Origin of the sequence: Streptomyces sp. x-19 (assembly GCF_046549115.1) — a bacterium.
Classification (GTDB): domain Bacteria; phylum Actinomycetota; class Actinomycetes; order Streptomycetales; family Streptomycetaceae; genus Streptomyces; species Streptomyces albulus_C.
The window spans coordinates 1-21,809 of sequence record NZ_JAJPWK010000049.1; the positions used below are offsets into that span (position 1 = coordinate 1).

General features: G+C 64.0%; 14 protein-coding genes and 3 pseudogenes. 9 read left to right on the forward strand and 8 right to left on the reverse strand.

Features of this window, described 5'->3' with window-relative positions; all coding sequences use genetic code 11:
* Positions 1–127: 127 nt before the first annotated feature.
* Positions 128–904 carry an IS701 family transposase gene (locus ACLJT4_RS40935; RefSeq protein WP_411130169.1) on the reverse strand — a complete coding sequence of 259 codons (777 nt, stop codon included), beginning with the start codon at positions 902–904 and terminating at the stop codon, positions 128–130.
* Positions 905–2,167: 1,263 nt separating this feature from the next.
* On the opposite strand from ACLJT4_RS40935, the pseudogene ACLJT4_RS40940 reads away from it, so the two are divergent.
* From ACLJT4_RS40940 to ACLJT4_RS40955, 4 genes and pseudogenes are all read left to right on the forward strand, one after another.
* Positions 2,168–2,320, forward strand: a pseudogene (locus ACLJT4_RS40940) (transposase); the annotation flags it as partial.
* Between the two features lie 56 nt (positions 2,321–2,376).
* Positions 2,377–3,146 (forward strand): IS5 family transposase gene (locus ACLJT4_RS40945; protein ID WP_411130185.1). Its coding sequence is split into 2 segments (ribosomal slippage): positions 2,377–2,685 and positions 2,688–3,146, totalling 768 coding nucleotides; the frame shifts between segments, so codons are not numbered across the junction.
* A 382-nt stretch (positions 3,147–3,528) separates the two neighbouring features.
* Positions 3,529–4,272 carry a 3-oxoacyl-ACP reductase family protein gene (locus ACLJT4_RS40950; protein ID WP_411130170.1) on the forward strand — a complete coding sequence of 248 codons (744 nt, stop codon included), beginning with the start codon at positions 3,529–3,531 and terminating at the stop codon, positions 4,270–4,272.
* A gap of 88 nt (positions 4,273–4,360) precedes the next feature.
* Positions 4,361–4,519 (forward strand): hypothetical protein, encoded by a 159-nt coding sequence (locus ACLJT4_RS40955; RefSeq protein WP_411130171.1) that lies wholly within the window; start codon positions 4,361–4,363, stop codon positions 4,517–4,519.
* Positions 4,520–4,883: 364 nt separating this feature from the next.
* On the opposite strand, the gene ACLJT4_RS40960 is transcribed toward ACLJT4_RS40955, so the two are convergent.
* Both ACLJT4_RS40960 and ACLJT4_RS40965 read right to left on the reverse strand, forming a co-directional pair.
* Positions 4,884–10,148, reverse strand: a complete 5,265-nt coding sequence (locus ACLJT4_RS40960) for a hypothetical protein (RefSeq protein ID WP_411130172.1) — start codon at positions 10,146–10,148, stop codon at positions 4,884–4,886.
* Between the two features lie 506 nt (positions 10,149–10,654).
* Positions 10,655–11,237, reverse strand: a pseudogene (locus ACLJT4_RS40965) (transposase family protein); the annotation flags it as partial.
* A gap of 49 nt (positions 11,238–11,286) precedes the next feature.
* Here ACLJT4_RS40965 and ACLJT4_RS40970 point away from each other — a divergent pair.
* On the forward strand, positions 11,287–12,633 hold the full coding sequence (locus tag ACLJT4_RS40970; protein WP_411130173.1) for an IS630 family transposase: 1,347 nt from the start codon (positions 11,287–11,289) through the stop codon (positions 12,631–12,633).
* A gap of 27 nt (positions 12,634–12,660) precedes the next feature.
* Here ACLJT4_RS40970 and ACLJT4_RS40975 read toward each other — a convergent pair.
* A pseudogene (locus tag ACLJT4_RS40975) lies at positions 12,661–12,851 on the reverse strand (IS5/IS1182 family transposase); the annotation flags it as partial.
* An 81-nt stretch (positions 12,852–12,932) separates the two neighbouring features.
* Positions 12,933–14,981, reverse strand: coding sequence for a glycosyltransferase family 2 protein (locus tag ACLJT4_RS40980; protein ID WP_411130174.1), 2,049 nt, complete (start codon positions 14,979–14,981; stop codon positions 12,933–12,935).
* Between the two features lie 624 nt (positions 14,982–15,605).
* Here ACLJT4_RS40980 and ACLJT4_RS40985 point away from each other — a divergent pair.
* On the forward strand, positions 15,606–16,007 hold the full coding sequence (locus tag ACLJT4_RS40985) for a hypothetical protein (RefSeq protein ID WP_411130176.1): 402 nt from the start codon (positions 15,606–15,608) through the stop codon (positions 16,005–16,007).
* Between the two features lie 34 nt (positions 16,008–16,041).
* Here ACLJT4_RS40985 and tnpA read toward each other — a convergent pair whose 3' ends face one another.
* Entirely contained in the window at positions 16,042–16,473 is a 432-nt protein-coding gene (tnpA, locus tag ACLJT4_RS40990; protein ID WP_411130177.1) for an IS200/IS605 family transposase, read from the reverse strand.
* A 25-nt stretch (positions 16,474–16,498) separates the two neighbouring features.
* On the opposite strand from tnpA, the gene ACLJT4_RS40995 reads away from it, so the two are divergent.
* A complete protein-coding gene (locus ACLJT4_RS40995; protein ID WP_411130179.1) occupies positions 16,499–17,725 on the forward strand; it encodes an RNA-guided endonuclease InsQ/TnpB family protein in 1,227 nt (408 codons plus the stop codon).
* Positions 17,726–18,218: 493 nt separating this feature from the next.
* Here ACLJT4_RS40995 and ACLJT4_RS41000 read toward each other — a convergent pair whose 3' ends face one another.
* Entirely contained in the window at positions 18,219–18,608 is a 390-nt protein-coding gene (locus tag ACLJT4_RS41000; protein ID WP_411130180.1) for a hypothetical protein, read from the reverse strand.
* A gap of 689 nt (positions 18,609–19,297) precedes the next feature.
* Between ACLJT4_RS41000 and ACLJT4_RS41005 the strand changes: the two genes are divergently transcribed.
* Complete coding sequence (locus ACLJT4_RS41005) at positions 19,298–20,209, forward strand: ACP S-malonyltransferase (protein WP_411130181.1); 912 nt, start codon at positions 19,298–19,300, stop codon at positions 20,207–20,209.
* A gap of 338 nt (positions 20,210–20,547) precedes the next feature.
* Complete coding sequence (locus ACLJT4_RS41010) at positions 20,548–21,621, forward strand: GDSL-type esterase/lipase family protein (protein ID WP_411130182.1); 1,074 nt, start codon at positions 20,548–20,550, stop codon at positions 21,619–21,621.
* Here ACLJT4_RS41010 and ACLJT4_RS41015 read toward each other — a convergent pair.
* Positions 21,618–21,809 (reverse strand): hypothetical protein (locus tag ACLJT4_RS41015; protein WP_411130183.1); only part of this gene is annotated, 192 nt, incomplete at its 5' end. The two genes, ACLJT4_RS41010 and ACLJT4_RS41015, sit on opposite strands and share 4 nt — an antisense overlap.

The window sequence follows — 21,809 nt, forward strand, 5'->3', positions numbered from 1 at the left end:
GTCAGGGCGGGCGATGCTGCGTCGGGCCAACATCCGCCGGTGGTGGGAGGGCTCGTCTTCGCCGAAGAACGGGACGGCCGGCAGCTGTGCGGCTGCCCAGTCATAGACGCGCGGGCCCTTCGCGCCGTCACCGCAGGACAGTCGTTCCCAGGCTTCGTCCGGGGGCATCACCGATGAGCTGGTCGATGCGCCAGCACCCGGCCAGGGACTTGACCTGCTGTGATTTCGGGACCGCGACGACGTATCCGAGTCCGGCTTCTTCGAGCATGCGGCGGAAGTGGCCGTCCTGGCCGTAGAGCGCGTCCGCGGTCACCCAAGCAAAGGGCAGCGGCGAGGACCGTGCTCTGGCGACCAGTACCCGGGCCAGCTCCGTCTTGGTGGCGAAAGCACGCTCGTCGGGCACCTTCGCTGCCTGGCATCGCTCCCGGTCGGACGTCCACGACTTCGGCAGATACAACTCCCGGTCCACCAACGTCCGGCCCCGCGAAGACGCATACGCCGCGAAAACCGCTACTTGGCAGTTCTCGGTACGGCCGGCTGTGCCTGAGTACTGCCGTTGCACCCCAGCCGAGGCCTCACCTTTCTTGAGGAACCCCGTCTCATCGATCACGAGGACACCGTCGTCCTCGCCGAGCCGCTCGGCGACGTACGCCTGCACATCATCACGGACCCCGTCTGCGTCCCACCGTGCCCGGTTCAGGAGATTCTGTAGCCCATGAGGTGTGCTGTGACCTGCGTGTTCGGCGAGCTGCCAGCTGTTCTTCCTGCCTACCGGACCGAGCAGGCCGTGCACGTACGCGCGCATCCGCCGCCGCAGATCAGCCCGGCCGAACCGGTGACCGACCCGCAGCAGCACCTCTTCAAGCTCGCCCGCCCACACGTCAGGCCGCACATCGTCTTGCATGATCAGTACAACAGCGGTCAAGCGCGACCGGTCACGAACAACCGCCACATGACGGCACATCAGCTCACTACACTCAAGAAGACGCCCCTGACCAGCGCAAATAGCGAACTACAACTGGAGTGCTAGTCCCCGCCATGCCTGCCTGCTGCGCGCCATGGCGGATGTGAAGGTTGAGCGTCGTCACGAACCAGCCGGCTCCGGACAGGGGAGACCGCGGTTCGCCAAGGCTAGGAAGTTGCATTGCGGCCTACAGTCGCTGGACCCGCAATCGATGAAGGTCGACCGAACTGACCTCCGGCCTCGACGGCCCACACAGGCCCACGGGACCGACTGCGTCCTGGCTGGACGACACCTGCGCACTCGGCGCTGGCAGCGGAGGAACAGGATTGCGTGCCAGGACGGGTAGAGACCAGCTCCCGCGGCGCTCGCAGGATGGACTCTTGCCTGACGAGTCGTCCCAGGGTGTGTGCGCCGGCGTCGCCTCAGCACGCAAGGCGCCGGAGGAGTGCGTCGACTGGTCAACTGTGGTGCTGAAATCCCCCTCCGACCTCAGCACCACAGCGGAGAGCGCAAACACGCACAGAGCTGCCACGACAGACGCAGCCCATCGGGAAACGACGACATACCGGCGGCGCTCACGCGCATGAGACCGGATGCGAATCGACATACCGAACAGTCTACCCATTTGCCTCGAATGCCAACTTCTGGGCCAGTGGCGGAACTTCAGCTGCATTCTTCCAAAATTATAACAAAAGCCGCAGCAATCGCTGCTATTGCGGCTTCCACACCCGCCCTGCGGGCCAGCTCCCTGATGAACAACCAGAGTTCGACCAGCGTCGAGAGGACTCATGTCGCGTCCGCCGCCCTCCCGACCGTGATAGGCGGGACTCGGCCCCGCGCGATCGGCACAGGGGATGCGCGCGGGGCCGATGGCGAACACCAAGGCCAGGCAACTACGCCTGGCCGGCCCAGGGTGGCCGCCCACACTCAAACTGTCTTGCCTCGCCACTGCCGGACAGAGGCGAAAGTCCCAACCAGGCGCAGCCGATGATGCAGCCCCCATTGAGGTGTTCTCGACGATCCTGCTTCCAGGAGCGTTGTCCTGTGCATGGCCTGAGTTTGTCGTTTATCTGGTGAGGTCGAAACGTCCTCGAACTGGGTCGCTCACCTGAGCATTTGCCGGATGTGGGGGTGGCCTCGGCCTGATCATGCGCTCCGACCAAGGACACACCTGACCAGACCGAGGCCGTGGAGACGAGTGTGCTGCAACAGTGGGACCGGCAGGAGGCTTTCGGAAGGCTGTCGCGCTTCCGGGGTGACTTCTACGACTGCCTGAACGGCCGCGGGGATGCCTTGTTCGAGCTCACCGACGCTGTGTTGTGCACGGACGGACCGGTTAAGAAGTCGTCTCATTTGGGCTCGTCGGTAGTCTGGTGCTCGTGCTGATCGTGGAACGCTTGGTGCCGGACTAGCTGTACGACCTGTTCCTGCGGGTGGTGCCACCCGCTCCGTCACGGCCGCAGGGCGGGGGGCGACGCCGGTGCGGTGACCGTGAGGTCCTCGCGGCGATCATCTTCGTGGCCACGACGGGCTGCACCTGGCGGCAGTTGCCGCCGGTCTTCGGCCCGTCAGGGCCGACCGCCCACCGGCGCTTCACCGAGTGGACCACCGCCCGGGTCTGGGCCAAGCTCCACCGCGTCATCCTCGACGAACTGGGATCGCGCGGGGACCTGGACTGGTCGCGCTGCGCCATCGACTCGGTGAACATGCGGGCTCTGAAAGGGGGGAGCTGACAGGTCCGAATCCTGTCGACCGGGGCAAGAAGGGATCGAAGATCCACTTGATTACGGAACGGACCGGTTTACCCCTGTCCATCGGGATCTCCGGCGCGAACCTTCACGACAGTCAGGCACTCAAGCCGCTCGTCCGGGGCATCCCACCGATCCGCTCGCGACGCGGGCCACGCCGACGACGGCCCGCCAAGCTCCATGCGGACAAGGGGTACGACTACGACGACCTGCGCCGATGGCTCCGCGGACGAGGCATCCGGCACCGCATCGCCCGCAGAGGCATCGAGTCCTCCACCCGACTGGGCCGGCACCGCTGGACGATCGAGCGCACCATGTCCTGGCTCGCCGGCTGCCGCCGCCTGCACCGCCGCTACGAGCGCAAGGCCGAACACTTCCTCGCCTTCACCGCCATCGCCTGCAGCCTCATCTGCTACCGCAGACTCACCAAATGAGACGACGTCGAAGTGAGTGTTTTTCTTCCCGGGGCGTTGAAGTGGCGGTGCCTTGGAGGCGCTCCCAGACAGGAAGCGTGAGCGACGACGACACGAGTTTGACCGACGAGGAAGAGCCCAGCCTGAGCTGTGTGATCTGTGCGGGGCTATGGTCACAGACAGGATTCAGTGGTATGCCCTGGTCCTGGATTCGTTGTCGATCCACGCGGTTGACGCGAAGTTCGACGGCAAACCTGGCCGGCTTCGACGGGGTTCTCCTCAGCGCAACGCGCCGACGAGGAACCCTCGTCGCGGGAACTAATCTCACCGAAACAGCCGTTCCTGTATTTGACGATTTTTGCCCAGGCATATGCAGAAATATGCAATTCGAAGGGACGATAACGTGGCAGCACCACTGGCAGGACGGCAGGCGCTGGTGACCGGGGCTTCGCGTGGTATCGGGGCGGCGATCGTACGGCGGTTGGCCCAGGACGGCGCCGCGGTCGCCTTCACCTACGGCGCCTCGGCCGCCGAGGCCGAGAAACTGGTAGCCGAGGTCACCGAAACCGGTGGCACCGCGGTCGCGATTCAGGCCGATAGCGGGGACCCCGAGCAGGTAGCCAGGGCGATCGCCCAGACTGTGGCACAGCTGGGCGGTCTGGACATCCTCGTCAACAACGCCGGCACCCTCTACGCCGGCGACATCGAGTCGCTGACGATGGAACAGTTCGACCGGTTGGTCGCTGTCAATGTCAGAGGCGTCTTCGCCGCGATTCAGGGCGCCCTCCCGCACCTGGGCACCGCTGGTCGCATCATCAACATCGGAAGTGTCAACGCCGACCGGGTACCCCTTGCTGGGTTGTCGATGTATGCGATGTCCAAGGCGGCGGTCGCCGGCTTGACGCGCGCGCTGGCTCGCGAACTCGGACCGCGCGGCATCACCGTCAACAACATTCAGGTGGGGCCCACCGCAACGGACATGAACCCCGAGGACAGCGAAGCCGCAGATGCGCTGCGCGAGATCATGGCACTGGGGCGCTACGGTCGTCCCCGTGAGATCGCCAGTGCCGTCAGCTATCTGGCCGGGCCGGAGGCGGCATTCATCACCGGCGCCAACTGGAACGTCGACGGTGGTTTCACCGTCTGACTCTCGCAAGTCACCCGGATGCTCGGCTGCGACCACGACACGGGTTTCACCGACGAGGCCGACGAGGAGGAGACCCAGCCTGAGCTGTGTGACCTGTGCTCACGGCGGAAGGATCAGCCCGGGGGAGCTGGCCGAGGAGATTAGGCTCACCCAGGCGCAGATCGAACTCGGGGTGTTGTGGCAAAAGTTGGGTGCCCTGCGCTGGCACCAGCGGTTCGGCAAGGACAGCCCGGCCTCGTCCTCGTGACCGGCTCAGGTTGAGGGATCCTTCTTCTTCGACCAGCCGGGGGCGGGTTTCTTGCTTGTGAGCCGTCTGGTCATGAGGGTGATGAGTGACCAGTTCAGGTGAGCCTCGGAATGCTGTGGGAGGCGCTCGTAGTCTCGCGCGTTGCGGCGGGCGTTCATGATCCATCCCAGAGTGCGTTCGGCCTCACCACCACCCAGATCCGCGAGGTCGTGGAACGGCTCATCGCCCCTGGCCAATGGCGCCAGGGCACACCCAGGCCCCCGGGTCTCCCGATCGTACGAAGGACCGGAATGAACCCGTCAATACGGTAAGGAGCATTTTCAGCCACGTTCTCCAGGCCGCCCTCACCCGGTACACGACCTGCTCAAGCGGAGGTTGGAAATGGCTCGCTGGCGGCGGCTCTCTTTGCGCGGATGTCTGTGCTTTCGCCTTTCAGCTGGTGCATGGCGTCCATGAGTTGGGATCCGAGTGCGGTGGCAGGTTGGCCGACATCGGGGTCGGTCAAGCTGTCGATGGCGGAGTAGATGCTGCTCCAGGCGCGGCTCAGCTCGTCGTGGAAGGCGCTCCATTGTGTGACACGTTCTTGCGAGTGTTGGTCGTCGTCCTGGTCGGCCTCGGCGCCGAGTCTGAGTGCCTCGGCGAGAGCGTCGCGCAGGGCTTGGAGTCGGGTGGTTAGGCGGTTCACTGCGTCGGTCGCTCGTTGGTCGCGCAGTTGCTTTTGCTGGTCTGGGTCCTGCGTGGCGAGGATATCTGTGGTGTCCTGGGCCAGTTGGCGTGGGAGCTCGCCGGATTCGGTCGGTGTCAGCAGTGCCGTGCGGGGCGAATTGGAGAAGTATTTGCTGAGCTCTCGCTTGAGTTTGGTGGTGTCCAAGTTCCCGTCGCTGCGGCCGAAGGCTGTGGTTTTGAAGGACCAGGTGCCCGGGTTCCACAACGCCTTCAGAGCGCTGCGGATGTCTCCGACGAGAGGGTTGGTTTCGGCGTTTTTGAGCGGAACGTTCGTATACCCGGTTTTCGTCCATGTCACTGGAATCGATACTTCCAGCTCCAGGACTCCGGTCTGGGCGACACTTGTTAGCAGGGCATCTTGCACGGACCAGCAGGTAAGTCCGAGGATGTCCCCCTCTGGGCCGGGAGCCGGGGCGACATCTAGAGTCCTTTCCCCGGAGAATACTGTGTAATATCCGGGCCTTTGGGGAACAGGTAGGAACGCATCGACTGTTTTCAGGCCGGCTTGATGGAGATCGGACCAGGTGGGTGCGGCGTCGATGCGGGTGCTGCCAACGATGAGCGTGTTGGTGAGGTTGCTATCGATACGAATGCGGCGGAAATACTCGCCAGAGAAGATGTAGTATTCGCGGGCAGCGCCGGTGGGTAGCACCGCGTCCACCGAGGGGAACGGTCTGTCCCCGCTGGTCAGTGAGGTCCAGGTCGCAGAAATCGCGGTGCTGCCGGTGATGCATGTTTGGGCATCCCGGATACGCCGGTACTTGTCGTTACTGAACACGATGAAGTCCGTGCTGTCGGGGACTGGCAGCACGGCGTCCACCGAGGCGAAGGCGTTTTCGCCGTCTGCCAGGGAAGGCCAGTGAGCTACGTCGATGGGGGTGGAGCCGCGCACCGCCGCCGGACTGGGAGCCGACTTGACGGTGAGTGCACTGACGCCCTTGCTGTGAATGATCTGGAAGGCATTGCCCAACCCCTTGATGACGGCTTCGACATCTGAGAAGTGGCCGTGCCAGTCGCTGTTGATATTGTTGGGGCCGGAGACCAACTGGCTGGGTCCGGATACCGGGATGCGGATGCGGCGGTAGGTGGCGTCTTTGAAGACGAAGTAGTCGCGGGTGTTCGGGATCGGCAACACTGCATCGACCCGGTCATAGTGGTCGCCTTGGCCGGCAAAGAATGCTGGCCACTTGACACTGTCAATATAACCGGATTCAAGGCGCTCCGTATTCTTGTAGTCGGTCACGCGGAGCTTGACGTATTCGCCCTCACGGAAGAACCAGAACTCGCCGGCCGTCGGGCTGGGCATCACCGCGTCCACTGCCGCGAGACTGATTCCCCAGCGTCGCACACGGAGAGCTTCAAAGTTCCGGCCGACCACTTCCTGTTCATCTCCCTCGTAGCGAAGGAGGTACTGCCCGGCGATCTTTGCGGCCTTAAATTTGTCCGGTCCGCTTTTCTGCCTGAAGAAGATGTAGCGACGACTAATGGTGTTCGGCACACTCAGTGAAGCAACGATATTACTTCCGAGTCTTGGGGTTGCTGCGAGTCTGCCGAGTTCAAACCATTCGCCGAGCCGAATTTCTCGATAGTGCCCCCCGGAAAACACGGCGTATCTCAGAGGGTCTTGTGAGTCGGGCAGGAACGCGTCCACCTTCTGGAATGAATTCTCACCCTCAGTGAGCGACTTCCAGCCCAATCCGATATCCCTGGGGCGGCGGAAGTCTTCTCTGCTGCGCTGTTGTGCGCGCTGCGTCGCACGGTCCTGCCCGGCTTGGTAGTCGAGGTCACCGACCGGATTGAGCGGGGTGTAGAGGAATACATCTTGGTAGACATACTTCCCGAACGTTGAGTACTGCTTGCTCCCTTTACTGCCTGGAGAGGTGATGCTGTGCAGGCGCCGGGTACCTGCGGTGAAAGCAGCGCGGCTGTGGACAAGCAAGGAGGCTAGATTGGCGGTGGCGTTGGTGCGCGCGTGTTCGGCGATGGAGGTCAGCGTCTGTGCCAGGTACTCGGCGATGCGCAGCTGGGCCGAGTAGGAGGCTCGAAGGCCGTCGCCCGGCGTCTTGTCTTTGACGACGGGGGGAATGTTGTCCCCTGTCAGGGGGGTCTCCAGCTTGTCGAGGAAGTCTTTCAAAGTTGCGGCTGCGGTTACCGACTTAAGCTGGCGGTACAAGCACACGCTCAGATGGCAGTAGACCCGGCGCTTTTGTTCATCCCCCGCAGTGTCCCAGATGCTCGGATCCGCTGGATACAGCCAGTCCTCGTACAACGTCCGGCGGTCTTCCGGCCACTTGGACTGCGTGATGGCCTTGTCGAGCTCGTCCCAGGCCACCTCCAAGGTGATGAAACCAGCTCCCGACTGCACGGCCAAAGCCATCAGGTTGTCAGCCGCTGCAATGGTTACCTGGGCATCATGGACGGCGGCCGCCTCCAGGCGGAGCGCCTCACCGCCGAGGACCGCAGCCGTGTCGTTGAATACCCGCGTCCACAGCGTCATGGGCAGCTTGCCGATGGTCTCGCGGGTCGCATCTGCGAGCCACCGGCGGATCTCGTCTTGTGCCTTCTTCTCCGCCAGTGCCTCTTCCCATCCGGCCTTGGCCCATTCCACAAACGTGACCAAGGCTGCCAAGCCCCAGGCCACTGGGCCCCCCAGGAAGACATCGACCAGCGCGAAGCCTCCCAGCCATGCCCCGATCTTCGCCGCCCCGACATAGTCACCGTGCACCAGGTCGTCCAGCGCATACAACGGGGCCGAAACCAGGGGATAAAAGGAGAGGACGTCTGCGGCACGCCGCAGCCACGGGGTGCCCTCGGCAAAGGCATCCTGTAGCGCCTGGGGATAGGTCATCAGGGCGAGCGTGATGTTGTGAAGGTCGGCCGCGCCGGCCTCCGTGCGGAACCTGCCCTTCCACACCTCCAGCGCAGGCTGTTCCCCCTCCTCCGGGCTGGCCTGTGTGAGGCCGTCGTGCACCGGGCGCGTGGCAGCCCCCAGCTGCCTTCTGGACAATACGGAACTGCCCGGTACAGCCCACCCCGCCGTGGACCAGACCCCCCGCCCTCCGGGCAGCCCGGTGAGCTCACGGCCCAGCTCCGCAACGATCCGCGACTGCTCCCGGGTGTCGGCCAAGACCTCCCCCCAGGGGGACCGCCACCGCTCTACTTGCGCCTTGACCACGACGTCCAGAGCCGGGTCGTCGATATCCACACGCTGGACAGCCACAGGGGCCCGCAAATTGCAGACAAGCTCCGCAGGCTCCACCTCTTCCAGTTCTTCCCGGGGGACAGGGCTTGAAGCAGGTCCGGAGAATGAAATGGGGACCGGATCGACAACAGGCGTGAAGATGCCCCTGATAGTTACCCGTCCGGCCTCGCTCGAGAACTCGACATCACCGTATTCACTGATGGGAAGACGATACTGTGACCGACCCAGCTCCTCGATCGGGACTTCCTCTCTGAGCTGCAGAGATTCCACAAGAGGCTCAGTGTAGGCGAAGCGGACCGGCGCTTGCAGCGCTGATCCCATTGCCAGATGGCCCTCGCATTTCCACGCAGCCTTCTCGTAAGCCCTCCGGTGCGCGGCAAGCTGCGCCAAGGAGTCCTGGCCGACCCCTCTATCATTTACGCTCCGGGGAAACAATTCGTCCCAGTACTCTGGGACTCCCAGACGTCTCAGCTCCGCCGCGATGTCCAGCATCAGCACTCGCGACCTGTGCGCGCTGTACACCTCGTTGCAGACCTTCACTGAAATCTTTCCGGGCTGCCCCGGGACATCAGGGAGCTCCAGGTCCTTGCTGCCGATCACCTTCAAGGCCGCATGCCGCCCCTCCAGTGAAGTGCCCGTCATCATCTCCTCATGCCGCACTGTATTGGTGCTCAGATAGAAGTACCGGCTCTTGTCTGGCTCAGTGAACCTCGGCAACATGTCCGAAACAGTTCTAGGCAAGGCAGGGTCTGCCTCGAGAGTTCTAACCTCTCCCGGGATTCTGCATCCGGACAAGGTATGCAGAGCGTGCAGCATCTCGTGCCCCAGACCGACCTCGAGCGGCATGACATTCGAGCTCCCTAGGTCTTCCAGTGCTCTACGCCGAAAGGTGAACCGGGGCTGCCAGGAGATGACTACAGCCGCCCCACGCGGCATGTTTGCAACGCCTTCGCCGGGGCGGTATTTCCAAATGCCGCTCACTCTGTCCCATACCGATTTGGCATCGGAGCCGTCCGAAAGCTTCTTCAAATCCTCGAGGTGAACCTGCAGGCTGGTCAACATGTCGTCCGGTGCGCTATTCGGATCGCGGTATTGGGAGAGCTTGGCCCCAATGGTCCCGCCCACGAAGGATGACGTCCCCACAACGATTTGACTCGGAGTGGCCCCGTGGGATTGCGGCATGATCAGAAGACCATCAGGGGCCAGAAGAGCCTTGCCGCCGATTTCTGGTGTCCGAGAGTCGGACAGCTCGAACCCGGACCAGTGTACGTATCCCTTGTCGGCCATAAGTTTCACCGCTGAAGTCAATTCATCGACCGGCGGCTGGAGCGGACGAACGCGAGCGAGATGATACAAAAGGTTCCGCCCCTCGGCGTTACCATGGAGCAATTCAATCACCGATGCCATATCATCCAGATATTTCTGAACCCTCGGCACATCATTCACTCCGCGGTCGCCAGGTGCAGCCGGATTCACGAAATCTAGCATTTCGTTCGTAGTTCCAAATAGAGGCCCTGGATAGACAATTACCCCTGGGCAAATCCTGTAAACCCAGAAATTTTTCATCTCATAAGTTTCTCCGGTTGCTCTCACGGGCAACTTGATCTGATAGACAGCGCCGGTGCGCATCGCCGGTGCATCGGCCAGCTCCCGGGCAACAGGGTCATCTTGCGAGACATCGAAGCGGAATGTGTAGACCATGAAGTGATCGACTCCTCACATTGCATCCAGCAGTAGACAGGGGTCACGCCAAAATGCCTACTGTCACCTCACGGCTGCTTTCACAAAGTTCCTGGGCTTAGCATGGGCCAGATCAGGCCTCAGGCCCGGATACATAGCTCAGAGACTTCACTCAACGTACACGCAGCCTAGGCTTCCGCGAGCGGGACTCGCCTGGATTACTCTAGATAGCGCTATTTGAGTCGGAACTATTGAGTTTTTTGCGTTGTGGTGGGGGATGGGCGGACGGACGGAAGGAGCCCTTGCCAGACGGCTCCCGTCGATCGACCTTCACCCTCGGCAGCGCCGAAACGCAGCGTGGTTCACTCTCGCCTCGGAAGTCCCGGCCTCGATCTTGACGAAGAAGCTGGGCCTCACGTCAAGTCCGCGATCCAGTGGTAGAGGGATCACCTGGAAACTGGGCTGGCTACGCGGCCGACGTCAGCCCCCCGAGACAGGACGTGAGCCAGGCATTCAGTGAACTTCTTTCATCCTGAATAGTCGCAAGTGAGGAGGGTGTGCACGGCTGCCACGGTCTTCCCGATGGGGCTGGTCGCGCAGCGTGCTCGCCGAAGCGGGCGAAGGGGCGTTCGCCGGGTGCGCGGAGTGGTGCGTGGTCGCGGTTGAACTGCTGGAAGTGCTCGGGCTGTTGGTGGTAGTACGGAGTGCGCATCGTTGTCCCGGCGCCTTGATAGGCGCGATCTGCGAGCACCAGGATCTGCCAGGTGAGGCAGGCCTGGACGATGCCGTGGGCGCGGCCCGCGGTCAGGTCGTGCGTGCGGGTGTGGCCCGGGAGAACCAGAGCGCAGTGCCGTGCGGACGTGCGATGACCTGGACGTTCATGCCGTGCTTCTTGTGCTTGTGGGAGTAGTGTGGTTCGTCCGCCTTGATGCGGTCGGTCGGGATGAGGGCGCCGTCGGCGATGACGAAGTCGCCCTCGCGGAGCCCCACCCGGGCCTCGTGCAGGCCGGGCGCCCAGGAGGCGAGGACCTCGATCGTCTCGTTGACGTAGCGCCAGGCAGTCGCTTTCGACACTCCGAACCCAGCACCGACCTGCGCGAACGTCTCGTTCTAGTGTGATGCGCCGGAATTCACGGGCTTAAATCTGTAGCCTGTTTTTATGTCTCGGGGTCCTCGTGCTGTCGAAGTTGCGCTGTCCGGTGAGGAACGTGCGGAGTTGCTGCATTGGGCAGGTGGGGCAGTGGTGCCCCGTCTTGCTGAGCGGGCGCGCATCGTTTTGGCTTGTGCAGAGGGGATGCCGAATGCGCGTGTGGCTGCGGAGTTCGAGGTGTCCACGGACACCGTGAGGAAGTGGCGCTCGCGGTTCGTCGACCGGCGGTTGGCTGGGCTTGCGGATGAGCCGCGGCTGGGGCGGCGCAAGGCGGAGCTGGTGCTCAGCGATCCTGAGCGGGCCCAGCTGACGCGCTGGTCGAGGCGGGCGAAGACCGCTCAGTTCCTGGCGCTGCGCGCGAAGATCGTGCTGCGGTGCGCGGAGGGTGGGACGAACAAGCAGGTCGCTGCCGAACTCGGCGTGGGCCACCAGACGGTCAACCGTTGGCGGGTCCGCTTCATCGCCCACCGGCTGGAGGGGCTGGTCGATGAGCCCAGGGTGGGCCGGCCACCGTCGGTCCTGCTCGACCAGGTCGAGGATGTCGTCGTTGCGACGCTGGAGTGCACACCGGGCAGGGACACACACTGGTCGCGGGCGTCGATGTCCGCCCGCACCGGACTATCGAAGTCCACCATCGGGCGGATCTGGAAGAAGTTCGACCTTAAACCGCACCTGCAGGACTCCTTCAAGCTCTCCACCGACCCGCAGTTCGTCGACAAGGTCGTCGACGTCGTCGGCCTGTACCACAATCCGCCAGAGAAGGCAGTGGTGTTATGCGTGGATGAGAAGGCCCAGATTCAGGCACTGGACCGCTCCCAGCCAGTCCTGCCGATGATGCCGGGGATGCCTGAACGGCGGACCCATGACTATCTACGGCACGGCATCACCAGCCTGTTCGCCGCCTTCAACATCGCCGACGGCACCGTCATCGGTGAACTCCACCGCCGCCACCGAGCCATCGAGTTCAAGAAGTTCCTGGTCACGATAGACAAGGCAGTCCCCGTCGGACTCGATGTGCACCTGGTGTGTGACAACTACGCCACCCACAACACCCCCGAGATCAAGGCCTGGCTGGGTAAACATCCACGCTTCCACGTGCACTTCACACCCACCGGCTCCTCCTGGATCAACCAGGTTGAGCGGTGGTTCGGACTGCTGACCGACAAGCTCATCCGCCGCGGCGTCCACACCTCAGTCAAAGCCCTCGAAGCCGACATCAAGGCATGGATCGACACCTGGAACGAGAACCCCAGACCCTTCAGGTGGACCAAGACCGCCGACGAGATCCTCAAATCCCTCGCCGACTACCTCACCAGGATCACCCCGCCAGACACAAACAACCAACAAGAAACTTAAGCCCATGATTTCCGGCGCATCACACTAGCGCAAATGCGCCAACACCAGAAGGGCCTGCTTGAAGCAACCCAGCCTCCGCCACGGCGACTTCAGCTCACGCCTTCGCGCATGGATGAGCAACGAGACGTACTCAACCAACTCGTGCGGGACGTCGAGCATGGAAGGATACGGAACCAATAGGGCTCCTCGGTTACCGGTGTGCTGAGTGGAATCACCACGCCAACGACGAGGGGCCCTGGCTCTGTCACCCCCGCTGGCCAGGCCATTTCACCCTCCTAACACAGGATGAAAGAGGTTCACTAAGCCATTCCGCGCCAGCGTACGGCCCTGCCCAGACCCCGCTTCAGTCGATTCCGTGCTGCTCTGAATAGTTGCACTCGTCCGACCCGGAGGGTGAGTGTGTCATGCCCGGGCAGTGGCTTTGCGTAGTGGGGTAGGCCGAGACGGTACCAGCGTGCGGGTTGGAGTGATGTCTGCGGTGGGATGGGGACCGTCCAGCATACACCCTTGCCGGGTACGGCGAGGTGCAGCGAGAATTGCCACTCTCCTGGTGTGCTGGTCGGTAGCAGTGCGGTGAAAGTGCCGTCAGGTGCGGTGAGCTGCACTGCGACGGTGTGATCCAAGCCGTCCGAACTTTGGGCGCGGAGGGCCAGCGAGCCCTGTGGCCAGCTTGCCAGGGTGCAGTGGCCGGAAACGCAGAGGGTGGCAGAGGCAACGGGGGACCACGTGGCGTTCGTCACGCGCAGGTGTGGCGGTACTTTGTGTTGGCTTTCGCCGATGTCCAGGGTGAGGTTGCCGTACGACTTGGTGGTGTACAGCGTGGCTGCAGTGCCCTGCGGGGTGATGAGCGAGGTGATCGCGGTGGTCACCGATGGTGTGCGGTTGCTGCCAAGGCGGGCCTGTTTGGTGATGCCCTGGGCGCCTACGGCCAGGAAGATATCCCAGAGCCCGGGCGGTAGTGGTGCGAGGTCGATCGTGACGTCGAAGCCCGCCATTGCGTACCCGTAGCAGCCGTTGTCCTCGTCGGCTCCCAGACCCAGGGTGGGTGTTTGGCGGACCGGGAGACGGCGCTCGTGGCCGGAGGCACGGTCGCGTAGGACGACCTCGGTGCTCACCTCGGTCGTGGTGATGCGGTCGATATATGCGTGGCCGGTCAGACGTAGCCCGGTGGCGTTGAGGCCGGCGGAGTCGACGCGGTGCCGGACCGGGAGCTCGGTGGTGATGTCATAGCAGTCATCGGGAACGTTGAGCGTGGAGTGACGGAAGTAGGGGTAAAGGGCGTAGGCGCGCCCGTTTTCAACGTGGAGTTGAGGGTTCGTGGCGGCCAGAGTGGTAGCGCCGTAGCCGGTGACGCCTTGGCCGAGTTCCCAACGGACTAGGGAGAGAAGTCCGTCGAGAAGGTTGTGGCGGATGAGATGGCAGCGCAGCCGGACCACGGCGGGCAGGCGGGCTGCCAGTCCTTCGGTCCAATACCGCGCGACCAGACCGGCCAGTTCGCGCAGGAGTGTGTCTTGGCGGCTGCGCTGCGGCTCCTGGCACAGCTGCAGGACCACGGAGCGGAGTTCGACAGCGAAGTGCCGAAGCATCAAAGTGTCGCGGTCGGGGCCAGCCGGGACGTGCTGTGCGACGAGCTCGGTCATCGTTTTGAACAGCTCCATCCACATCCGCGGGCTATGTATCCGGGAGGTGATGTTACTGCCGTCCTCTCGCGCGACCCAGTGGAGGCAGTCGTAGTCAGCTATCACGGATATCGCTGCAGCTTCGAGGTAGGCGATGGCGACGAACGGCTGGTCCTCGCCGATCGACAGCCTCGTATCAAAACGAAGTTCGAGGCGGTCGATCAGTTCGCGGCGAAAGAGCTTCATCGGATTCAGCGTCCAGTAAACCCGGGAGGCGAAGACATCGGTCCTGGGCTGGTTCCGCCGGAACATCGACCGCGGCGCACTGCGCCCGCCTTCTCCGACGATCCGGCCCAGAACGACGTCGGAGCCGTTGGTGTCAGCCGCGGCAACCATGCGCTGCAGTGCCTGGGGCCCGAGGTGGTCGTCCGCGTCGAGGAAGAAGACGTACCGACCGGTGGCCTGGCCGATACCCTGGTTTCGAGGACCCGCGGGTCCTCCAGAGTTCGGCTGGTGGATCACACGCATCAGCGGCGCCTGCGCCGCCAGGCGGTCGAGCTCCTGCGCCGTCCCGTCTGTGGAGCCGTCATCGATCGCAATCAGCTCGATCCGGTTCGCGCCCAGGCTCTGACCGAGAACAGAGGTGACACTGCGGGTCACATACGGCATGGCGTTGTATGCGGCGATGATGACCGTGACATCCGGTCCAGGCATGCTGAGGTTCTCCATTCCTGCAGTTCAGAGCAGAAGCCAGCACAGGGAAATCTCCGGCGCCGGGCAGGGACTGCGGACAACGCTGTGGGGGGGGGCAGGAACCCGCAGCCGCCCGGCAGAGCGTGGGCATCACCGGCAGACCCGGCACACGAACACAGTGCGGGCATCTCTGCCGCTCGTGAGGTTCATGGCGAGTCGCTTCCGTTCTCGGCTGACTGCAGCGATGATGCAGTGCTGGCCCAAGGCCAGCGGACGACCCCCAAAAAGGCAAGAGACAGCTTGGCAACGGTTTCATTCTTATGTGCGAGCACACCGAGAATCAATCGCCGGTCGGTCCTAATCCACACCGAAGAGCGACTCCTCAATCAACTATCGGCTCCAACTGTCAACGGCCTCTTGGGGCGGGCTCTTCGGCACTTTCCGTGAGGCGGATGATCTTGAGGTAGCCCTTCCTGGTGGGGGATCATGCTTCTGGTCTGCTGAAAGTTCTCTTCCCGCACCTGTCACAGGTGGTGGTCAACAGCGTTGCCCGGATCGGGAAGTCCATACGGATCTCCGCCAGGTGCACCGCGCCGACTGCCCGGTGTTCGGGATGCACCGCCGTGTCGTCGCGGGTCCACAGCCGTTACGGCCGCAGAGTTGCCGACACTGCGGTCTCTGGGCAGGAGACGGCGATCGATCTCGAAGTCCGGTTGCTTCTTCTGCGACAACTCCGACTGCGCCAAGAAGACCTTCGCCGAACAAGTCGAGCAGCTCACCTTCCGCTACGGTCGGCGAACTGTGACGCTCCAACGACTCTTGCAACAGGTGGCGTTGGCGCTTGGCGGACAGGCTGGTGAACGCCTCGCCGAGCGGCTTGCCGTCCCCGTGATCGGGCCCACGCTGCTGCGGCTGATCCGCACCATGGACGTCCCGGAAGTCCCGGAGCTGTCCGTACTCGGGGTTGACGAGTTCGCGTTCCGCGGCCACGTCTACCCTTTGATCTTGGCCAGTGCTCCGCCCTTCAGGGCGGGGGTGAAGGCCATCTCAGAATTGCTCTGACCCGCGCCGGAGGCACGGGTCCGCACTGTTCACCTCAGCCCACGGGGCGCTTCTGATTCTCGATGTACTGCTTCACGACGGTCAGGGGCGCCCCGCCGCAGCTTCCGGCGAAGTAGGAGCCGGACCAGAAGTGGCCTCCCCACAGGTACCGGCGCACATGCGCGTCGTATTCCCTGCGCAGGAGCCGGGCGGAGACGCCCTTGAGGGAGTTGACCAGCTTGGAGAGTTGGACCTTCGGTGGGTAGTGCACGAGGAGGTGTACGTGATCGTCCTCGCCGTTGAACTGCTTCAGCTCGGTCTCGAAGTCTGTGCACACCTCCCGCATGATCTCCTCGCAGCGCGTCAGCATGGCGTCGGTCATGGCTTTGCGTCGGTACTTCGTGACGAAAACCAAGTGGACGTGAAGGTTGTATGCGACGTGTCGTCCGGTGCGTACATCGGGATTCGGGTTCCATCGTGGTGACATGAACCAACTTTAGTACGATCTTGGTATGCAGCTTCGGTACGCGTTCCGCGTGTATCCGAGTGCCGGTCAGCGCGGGTCGCTGGCCAGGGCGTTCGGGTGCGCACGGGTGGTCTTCAACGACGCGCTTCGCGTCCGTGAGGACGCCCGTGCCACAGGGCTGTCGTTCGTCACCTCGGGTGAGCTGTCCAAGCGGCTCACGGCCGCGAAGAAGACACCCGGGCGGGCGTGGCTGGCCGAGGTGTCGTCGGTGATCCTCCAGCAGTCCCTTCGGGACCTGGACACCGCCTACCGGAACTTTTTCGACTCCCTCAAGGGCAAGCGCCCCAAGATGGGGCCACCCCGCTTCAAGTCCAAGCGGGACACCCGGCAGACGATCCGTTTCACCGCGAACGCCGGCTGGAAGATCACCCCAGGTGGAAAGCTGCGCCTGCCGAAGATCGGCGACCTGACGTTGAAGTGGTCGCGCACCCTTCCGTCCACCCCGACCACCGTGACCGTGATCAAGGACAGTGCGGGCAGGTACTTCGCCTCGTTCGTCATCGAGACCGGCCCCGAAGAAGTTTTCCCACCCGTTACACCCGAGGTCGGCGTAGACCTGGGCTTGGGCCACTTCGCCGTCCTCTCGGACGGGCGGAAGATCGACAGTCCGCGCTTCCTGCGCCGGGCTGAGAAGCAACTCAAGAAAGCTCAGCGCGCCCTGTCCCGCAAGGACAAGGGCAGCAACAACCGGAACAAGGCCCGTATCAAGGTCGCCCGCGCTCACGCACGGGTGGCCGACGCACGGCGGGAGTTCCACCACCAGCTCTCCACCAAGCTGATCCGCGAAAACCAAGCCATCGCAGTGGAAGACCTGGCGGTCAAGGGACTCGCCCGCACACGTCTGGCCAAGTCCGTACACGACGCCGGATGGTCGCAGTTCACAGCCATGCTGGAATACAAGGCCACCCGGTCCGGGCGCACCTTCGTGCGCATCGGCCGGTTCGCGCCCACCTCGCGGGTCTGCTCCGCCTGCGGCGTCAAGGACGGCCCCAAGCCTCTGCACGTCCGAGAGTGGACATGCAAGGAGTGCGGGACGGTCCTGGACCGAGACATCAACGCGGCGGTCAACGTCGCCAAGACGGCCGGACTGGCCGTATCAGCCCGTGGAGCGCAGGTAAGACCGGTACCCGTACCGGCACAGCGCGATGAAGCAGGAACCCACCCGGAGCCGCGCCCGACAACGGCGCGGCAGACGGGAATCGCCCCCCTTTAGGTGGGCGAGGATGTCAAGGCACTGTCCTGATCAACATTGAGACCCGCCGGCCCGTCGACCTGCTGAGTCCGCCCCCCTGGCCCGCTGGCTGACCGACCACCCCGGAGTCGAGGTCATCTGCCGCGACCGTGCCGCCGGCTCTACCGAAGGCGCCCGCCTCGGCGCACCGGACGCGGTTCAGGTCGCGGACCGCTGGCAGTGCGCCATGAGGCGCCTGTGCATCGTGAGGCGCGGTGAATCGAAGGAGGTGCAAGACCCTCCTCGCCAGGCTGTCGATACAGCCTGGTGGGAGCCAAGCGCGGTCCGCCCCGGGAGACGCCGGGAAGGGCAGGAAGCAGCGCTGACAAAGCCGGGACTGCTCGGAACTACCAGACGGGCCGGGTCCGGCGAGTGAGCTCAGGGGGCATACGATCGGAACCAGTGGTAAAGCTCCATAAGCGTGGCATCGGCTCAAATCTGGTGGATATGGGCCGGGTTGCAGTGCACAGTCCGTTCACGGAACGGGCTGACTCCGTAGCCGACTTGGCGTGTCGGTGGGGAGGCCACGGTGAAAGCCTGCGGCGATGCTGCCGGGGCAAAGCTGGGTGCCAGACTGATCGATCGATTCACCGAGTTCACCGGCCGCCCAGGCGGCTGCCCGGTCGCGCACGGCGTCGTTATCCCACACGCCGCGGGACAGGAAGTGCTGCAGCCGGGACGGCGACACGTGCCCCAACGCCTCGGCGAGCGTCCAGCAGTTGCAGGTCTCAAGCCCCGTCAGCATCGCCTCGGTCATGGCACTGGCGAGCAGCCGCGACTCCCGTCGCGGGAAGCGGCCGGCAACCGCCGCCATCGCCGCCCTAAAACACTCGCTCCACACCCCACCGGCTATGGTGGCACCCACGGCCACCGCGTCCTGATCCGTTGTTACAGACGATCATCATCGCGGTGGCCGCACGCGTTCCCACAGACACCCCGTCAGGCCGCTCACCAGCACGAATCCCTCAACGATCAAGAACTACAGCTGCCGGGACAGATCAAGCTCAGCCTGTTCTTCGGGGGCCGAGTTGGTATTCAACCTTCGTTTTGCATCGGCAGAGTAGAAAGTCCCGGTGGGGTCAGGGCTTTGGTCCCTGTGCGTGGGGCTGGGTGGCGGCTGAAATGGGGATTGCCCCTCTCACCTACTCATGCGGGAGCTGTTCCTCTATGCAGAGTCGCATTGCTGATATAGAAAGTGCGCATCAGCGCAGGAGTTGAATGATTTTGGCGCGGCCGGGCACAGAACTTTCGCCAGGCACCGCGGCGGCACAGCCCGTATGGTGCGGTTGCGTCGCCTCGGGCGCGATGGCGGAATCCACGGGCTGAGTAACTGCCCCAGACGAAGGGCACACGAGGCGCTGCCCCGCGAGCCCACATGCCTGACGTCGCGTCATGTCGGACTGGTCTCCCCTGCATTTCTCATGCCCGGTTCGCCGCTCGACCGGCGGAGGCGAAGACCACCAGAAGGTCCAGACCTGCGAACGGCCACGCCGCTGCCTCCATGTCACCACGACCGCAAGCACACCTCGCCCGTAAGAGAGGGGCAACCACCCTGTGAAAGCCATTTGCGCGTTGTTCCCCGGACTGGGGCTGGGCGAGCAGCATCCAGGCATGGGCCGTTGTCTGGTCGAGTCCTTCCCCGCGGCGCAGGATGTCTTCGATGAAGCCAGCGCCGCCCTGGATGCCGATATGCGTCGTTTGTGCTGGCAGTCGACGCCCCGCACTCTGGCGCAGGCCCCTAACGCCCAGCCGGCACTGGTCACCACGGCTTTGGCGGCGTGGCGCGTTCTGGAGTCCTTGCGTGTCCCCGCGGCTTTGGCGGCGGGCCATGGTCTTGGCACGCTGACGGCTCTGGCTGCCACGGGGGCTATATCACTTTCGGACGCGGTACAACTGGCCCGCCGCCACGGTGAGATCACCGTGGCGACTCCCGGAGAGGGAAAGATGTGTACCGCGGCTGCCTCCAATGCCCTCCCCCGCCACAGGCTGACTGCCCTCGCCAGGAAACTGGGTCTGCATCTGGCTGCCGATGACGGGCCCCACCATCTCACCTTCGCCGGCTCGCACAGGAACGTTCAACGTTACCTGACTGCCGTTGGCCCCCGCGCCCATGCGCTGGGCGCCCCCCACGCGTGCCACAGCCCCTTGATGCGCTCTGCCGAACCCCAATGGCGCGACATCGTTGCTGCCACCGATATCCGCCGCCCTCATGCACCGGTCGCCCTGCCCAGCCGTGGCACCTTCACCACCGACCCCCAAGCGCTGCGCGCAGACCTCATCGCCACGCTCCACACCCCCGTACCCTGGCGCACCACCATGGTTCTGGCAGGCTCCCGGCCCCGTGTGGCTCTCGGACCGGCCCGTCAGCTCATCTATCATGCCGCCGGCCCCCACGAGCCCCCGATACCGCTGGTTGCCAGCCCTGTCACCGCCATCGCCACCGCCCAGGCGCTCGGTCAGCACTGACACCAACCCTTCTCGTGAGCCGCTCGATGCCATGCGCACAGCGGCTCCGCCCCCGTGCGCCAAGCAGCTGCCTCGCACCCCCTGTCCCCTTTCACGAGGCGCGGAGTCCGTCGTCCTAAAGTGAGGAAGTGATTATGTGGGAGAACTCCATGCCCCTCGACGGCTACGTCTCTCCACCCGGGCCAGCGCAACCCTGGCGCAGGCTCCGGTGGCTGCGGACAGTCTTAGGCGCCGCGACGCTTTCTCTTCTCCTCGCTCTGAACCTGCAGTGGGCAATCCCAGCCGGAGCTGCGAGCGCCGACTCTCTTGGCAGTCAGCGACCAGCGGCGGCGGTATCCATGGGGGACAGCTTCATCTCCGGTGAGGCTGGCCGCTGGTACGGCAACGCCGCGCCCTGGTCAGCCGGACACCGCTACGGCACCGACCGAGCCGCCAACAACTGCTGGGAATGGGCCGGCTGGTGCAACCACGACCCCTCCGCCATCTACGGCGACTCGCACCGCAACGGCTGCCACCGCTCAGACACCGCGGAGATCATGAGCGCAGACCTCGGCCCGGGGATCCAGCGCATCAATCTCGCCTGCTCCGGCGCCACCACCAACAACGTCCTCCGTACGGCACAAGGCGGGCTCCCCTTCAAAGGGGAAGAGCCCCAAGCCGACCAACTCGCCCTCGCAGCACGCACACACGACATCAAACTCATCGTGCTGTCCATAGGTGGCAACGACCTCGGCTTCACCGACATCATCACCGACTGCGTCAAAGGCTTCATGGTGCCCACCGGCAACTGGCACTGCACACCCGGGCAGAACGGCCGATTGGACACAGCGCTGGAAGAGACCCAGGCGAAGGTCGCAAAGACCCTCAGCGACATCCGTGCCGTGATGGGCCAGGCAGGATACTCAGCGGACTCCTACCACCTGGTCCTGCAGTCGTACCCCTCCCCCGTCCCCCGGGGCGGGGACAACCGGTACCCCGAGACCTACACACGCTTCAGCACCGGTGGCTGCCCCCTCTTCGACGACGACGCCACCTGGGCCCGCGACAGCGTGGTACCCCGCATCTCAACCATGCTCAAGAAGGCGGCCCAGGAGGAGAACACCCCGTTCCTCGACCTGCAAGACGCCTTCGACGGCAAAGAAGTCTGCAGCATAGGTACAACCCAAGCCACCGGCAAGAGCACCCCCGCCGACAGACTGCCTGGCCACCAAGCCGAATGGGTAAGGTTCCTGATCACCGCCGGCAGCCAGGGCAGCGCACAGGAGTCCATCCACCCCAACGCCTACGGCCAACAGGCACTGGGCCACTGCCTGACCCTGCACTGGCACCAACAACCCCACGACGCTGTCGCATGCCGCAGCACCCCCGACGGCGGCCCCCAGGACATGAAACTCCAGCAGACCCGCCCCTAGTAGTGCTTGGTCAGGTTCACTCGCCGGTGGCGTGTCCGTTTGATCGGGTGTGTCGTTGACCGGGTGTGCTGGGTGGGGAGTTGGCCGCGGTCCGGTGTGATCTGGAGGACTTCGCGGCGGAGGTGTTCGAGCCGTTCGCGCGGGCTGATCAGCGCCGGTGGGGAGCGGTGTATCTGCGGGGGCTGCTG

Coding starts and splice junctions, on each gene's coding strand:
- ACLJT4_RS40935 (WP_411130169.1), bottom strand. CDS start 904: ATGCAAGACGATGTGCGGCCTGACGTGTGGGCGGGCGAGCTTGAAGAG.
- ACLJT4_RS40960 (WP_411130172.1), bottom strand. CDS start 10,148: ATGGTCTACACATTCCGCTTCGATGTCTCGCAAGATGACCCTGTTGCC.
- ACLJT4_RS40970 (WP_411130173.1), top strand. CDS start 11,287: ATGTCTCGGGGTCCTCGTGCTGTCGAAGTTGCGCTGTCCGGTGAGGAA.
- ACLJT4_RS40980 (WP_411130174.1), bottom strand. CDS start 14,981: ATGGAGAACCTCAGCATGCCTGGACCGGATGTCACGGTCATCATCGCC.
- tnpA (WP_411130177.1), bottom strand. CDS start 16,473: ATGTCACCACGATGGAACCCGAATCCCGATGTACGCACCGGACGACAC.
- ACLJT4_RS40995 (WP_411130179.1), top strand. CDS start 16,499: ATGCAGCTTCGGTACGCGTTCCGCGTGTATCCGAGTGCCGGTCAGCGC.
- ACLJT4_RS41010 (WP_411130182.1), top strand. CDS start 20,548: ATGGGGGACAGCTTCATCTCCGGTGAGGCTGGCCGCTGGTACGGCAAC.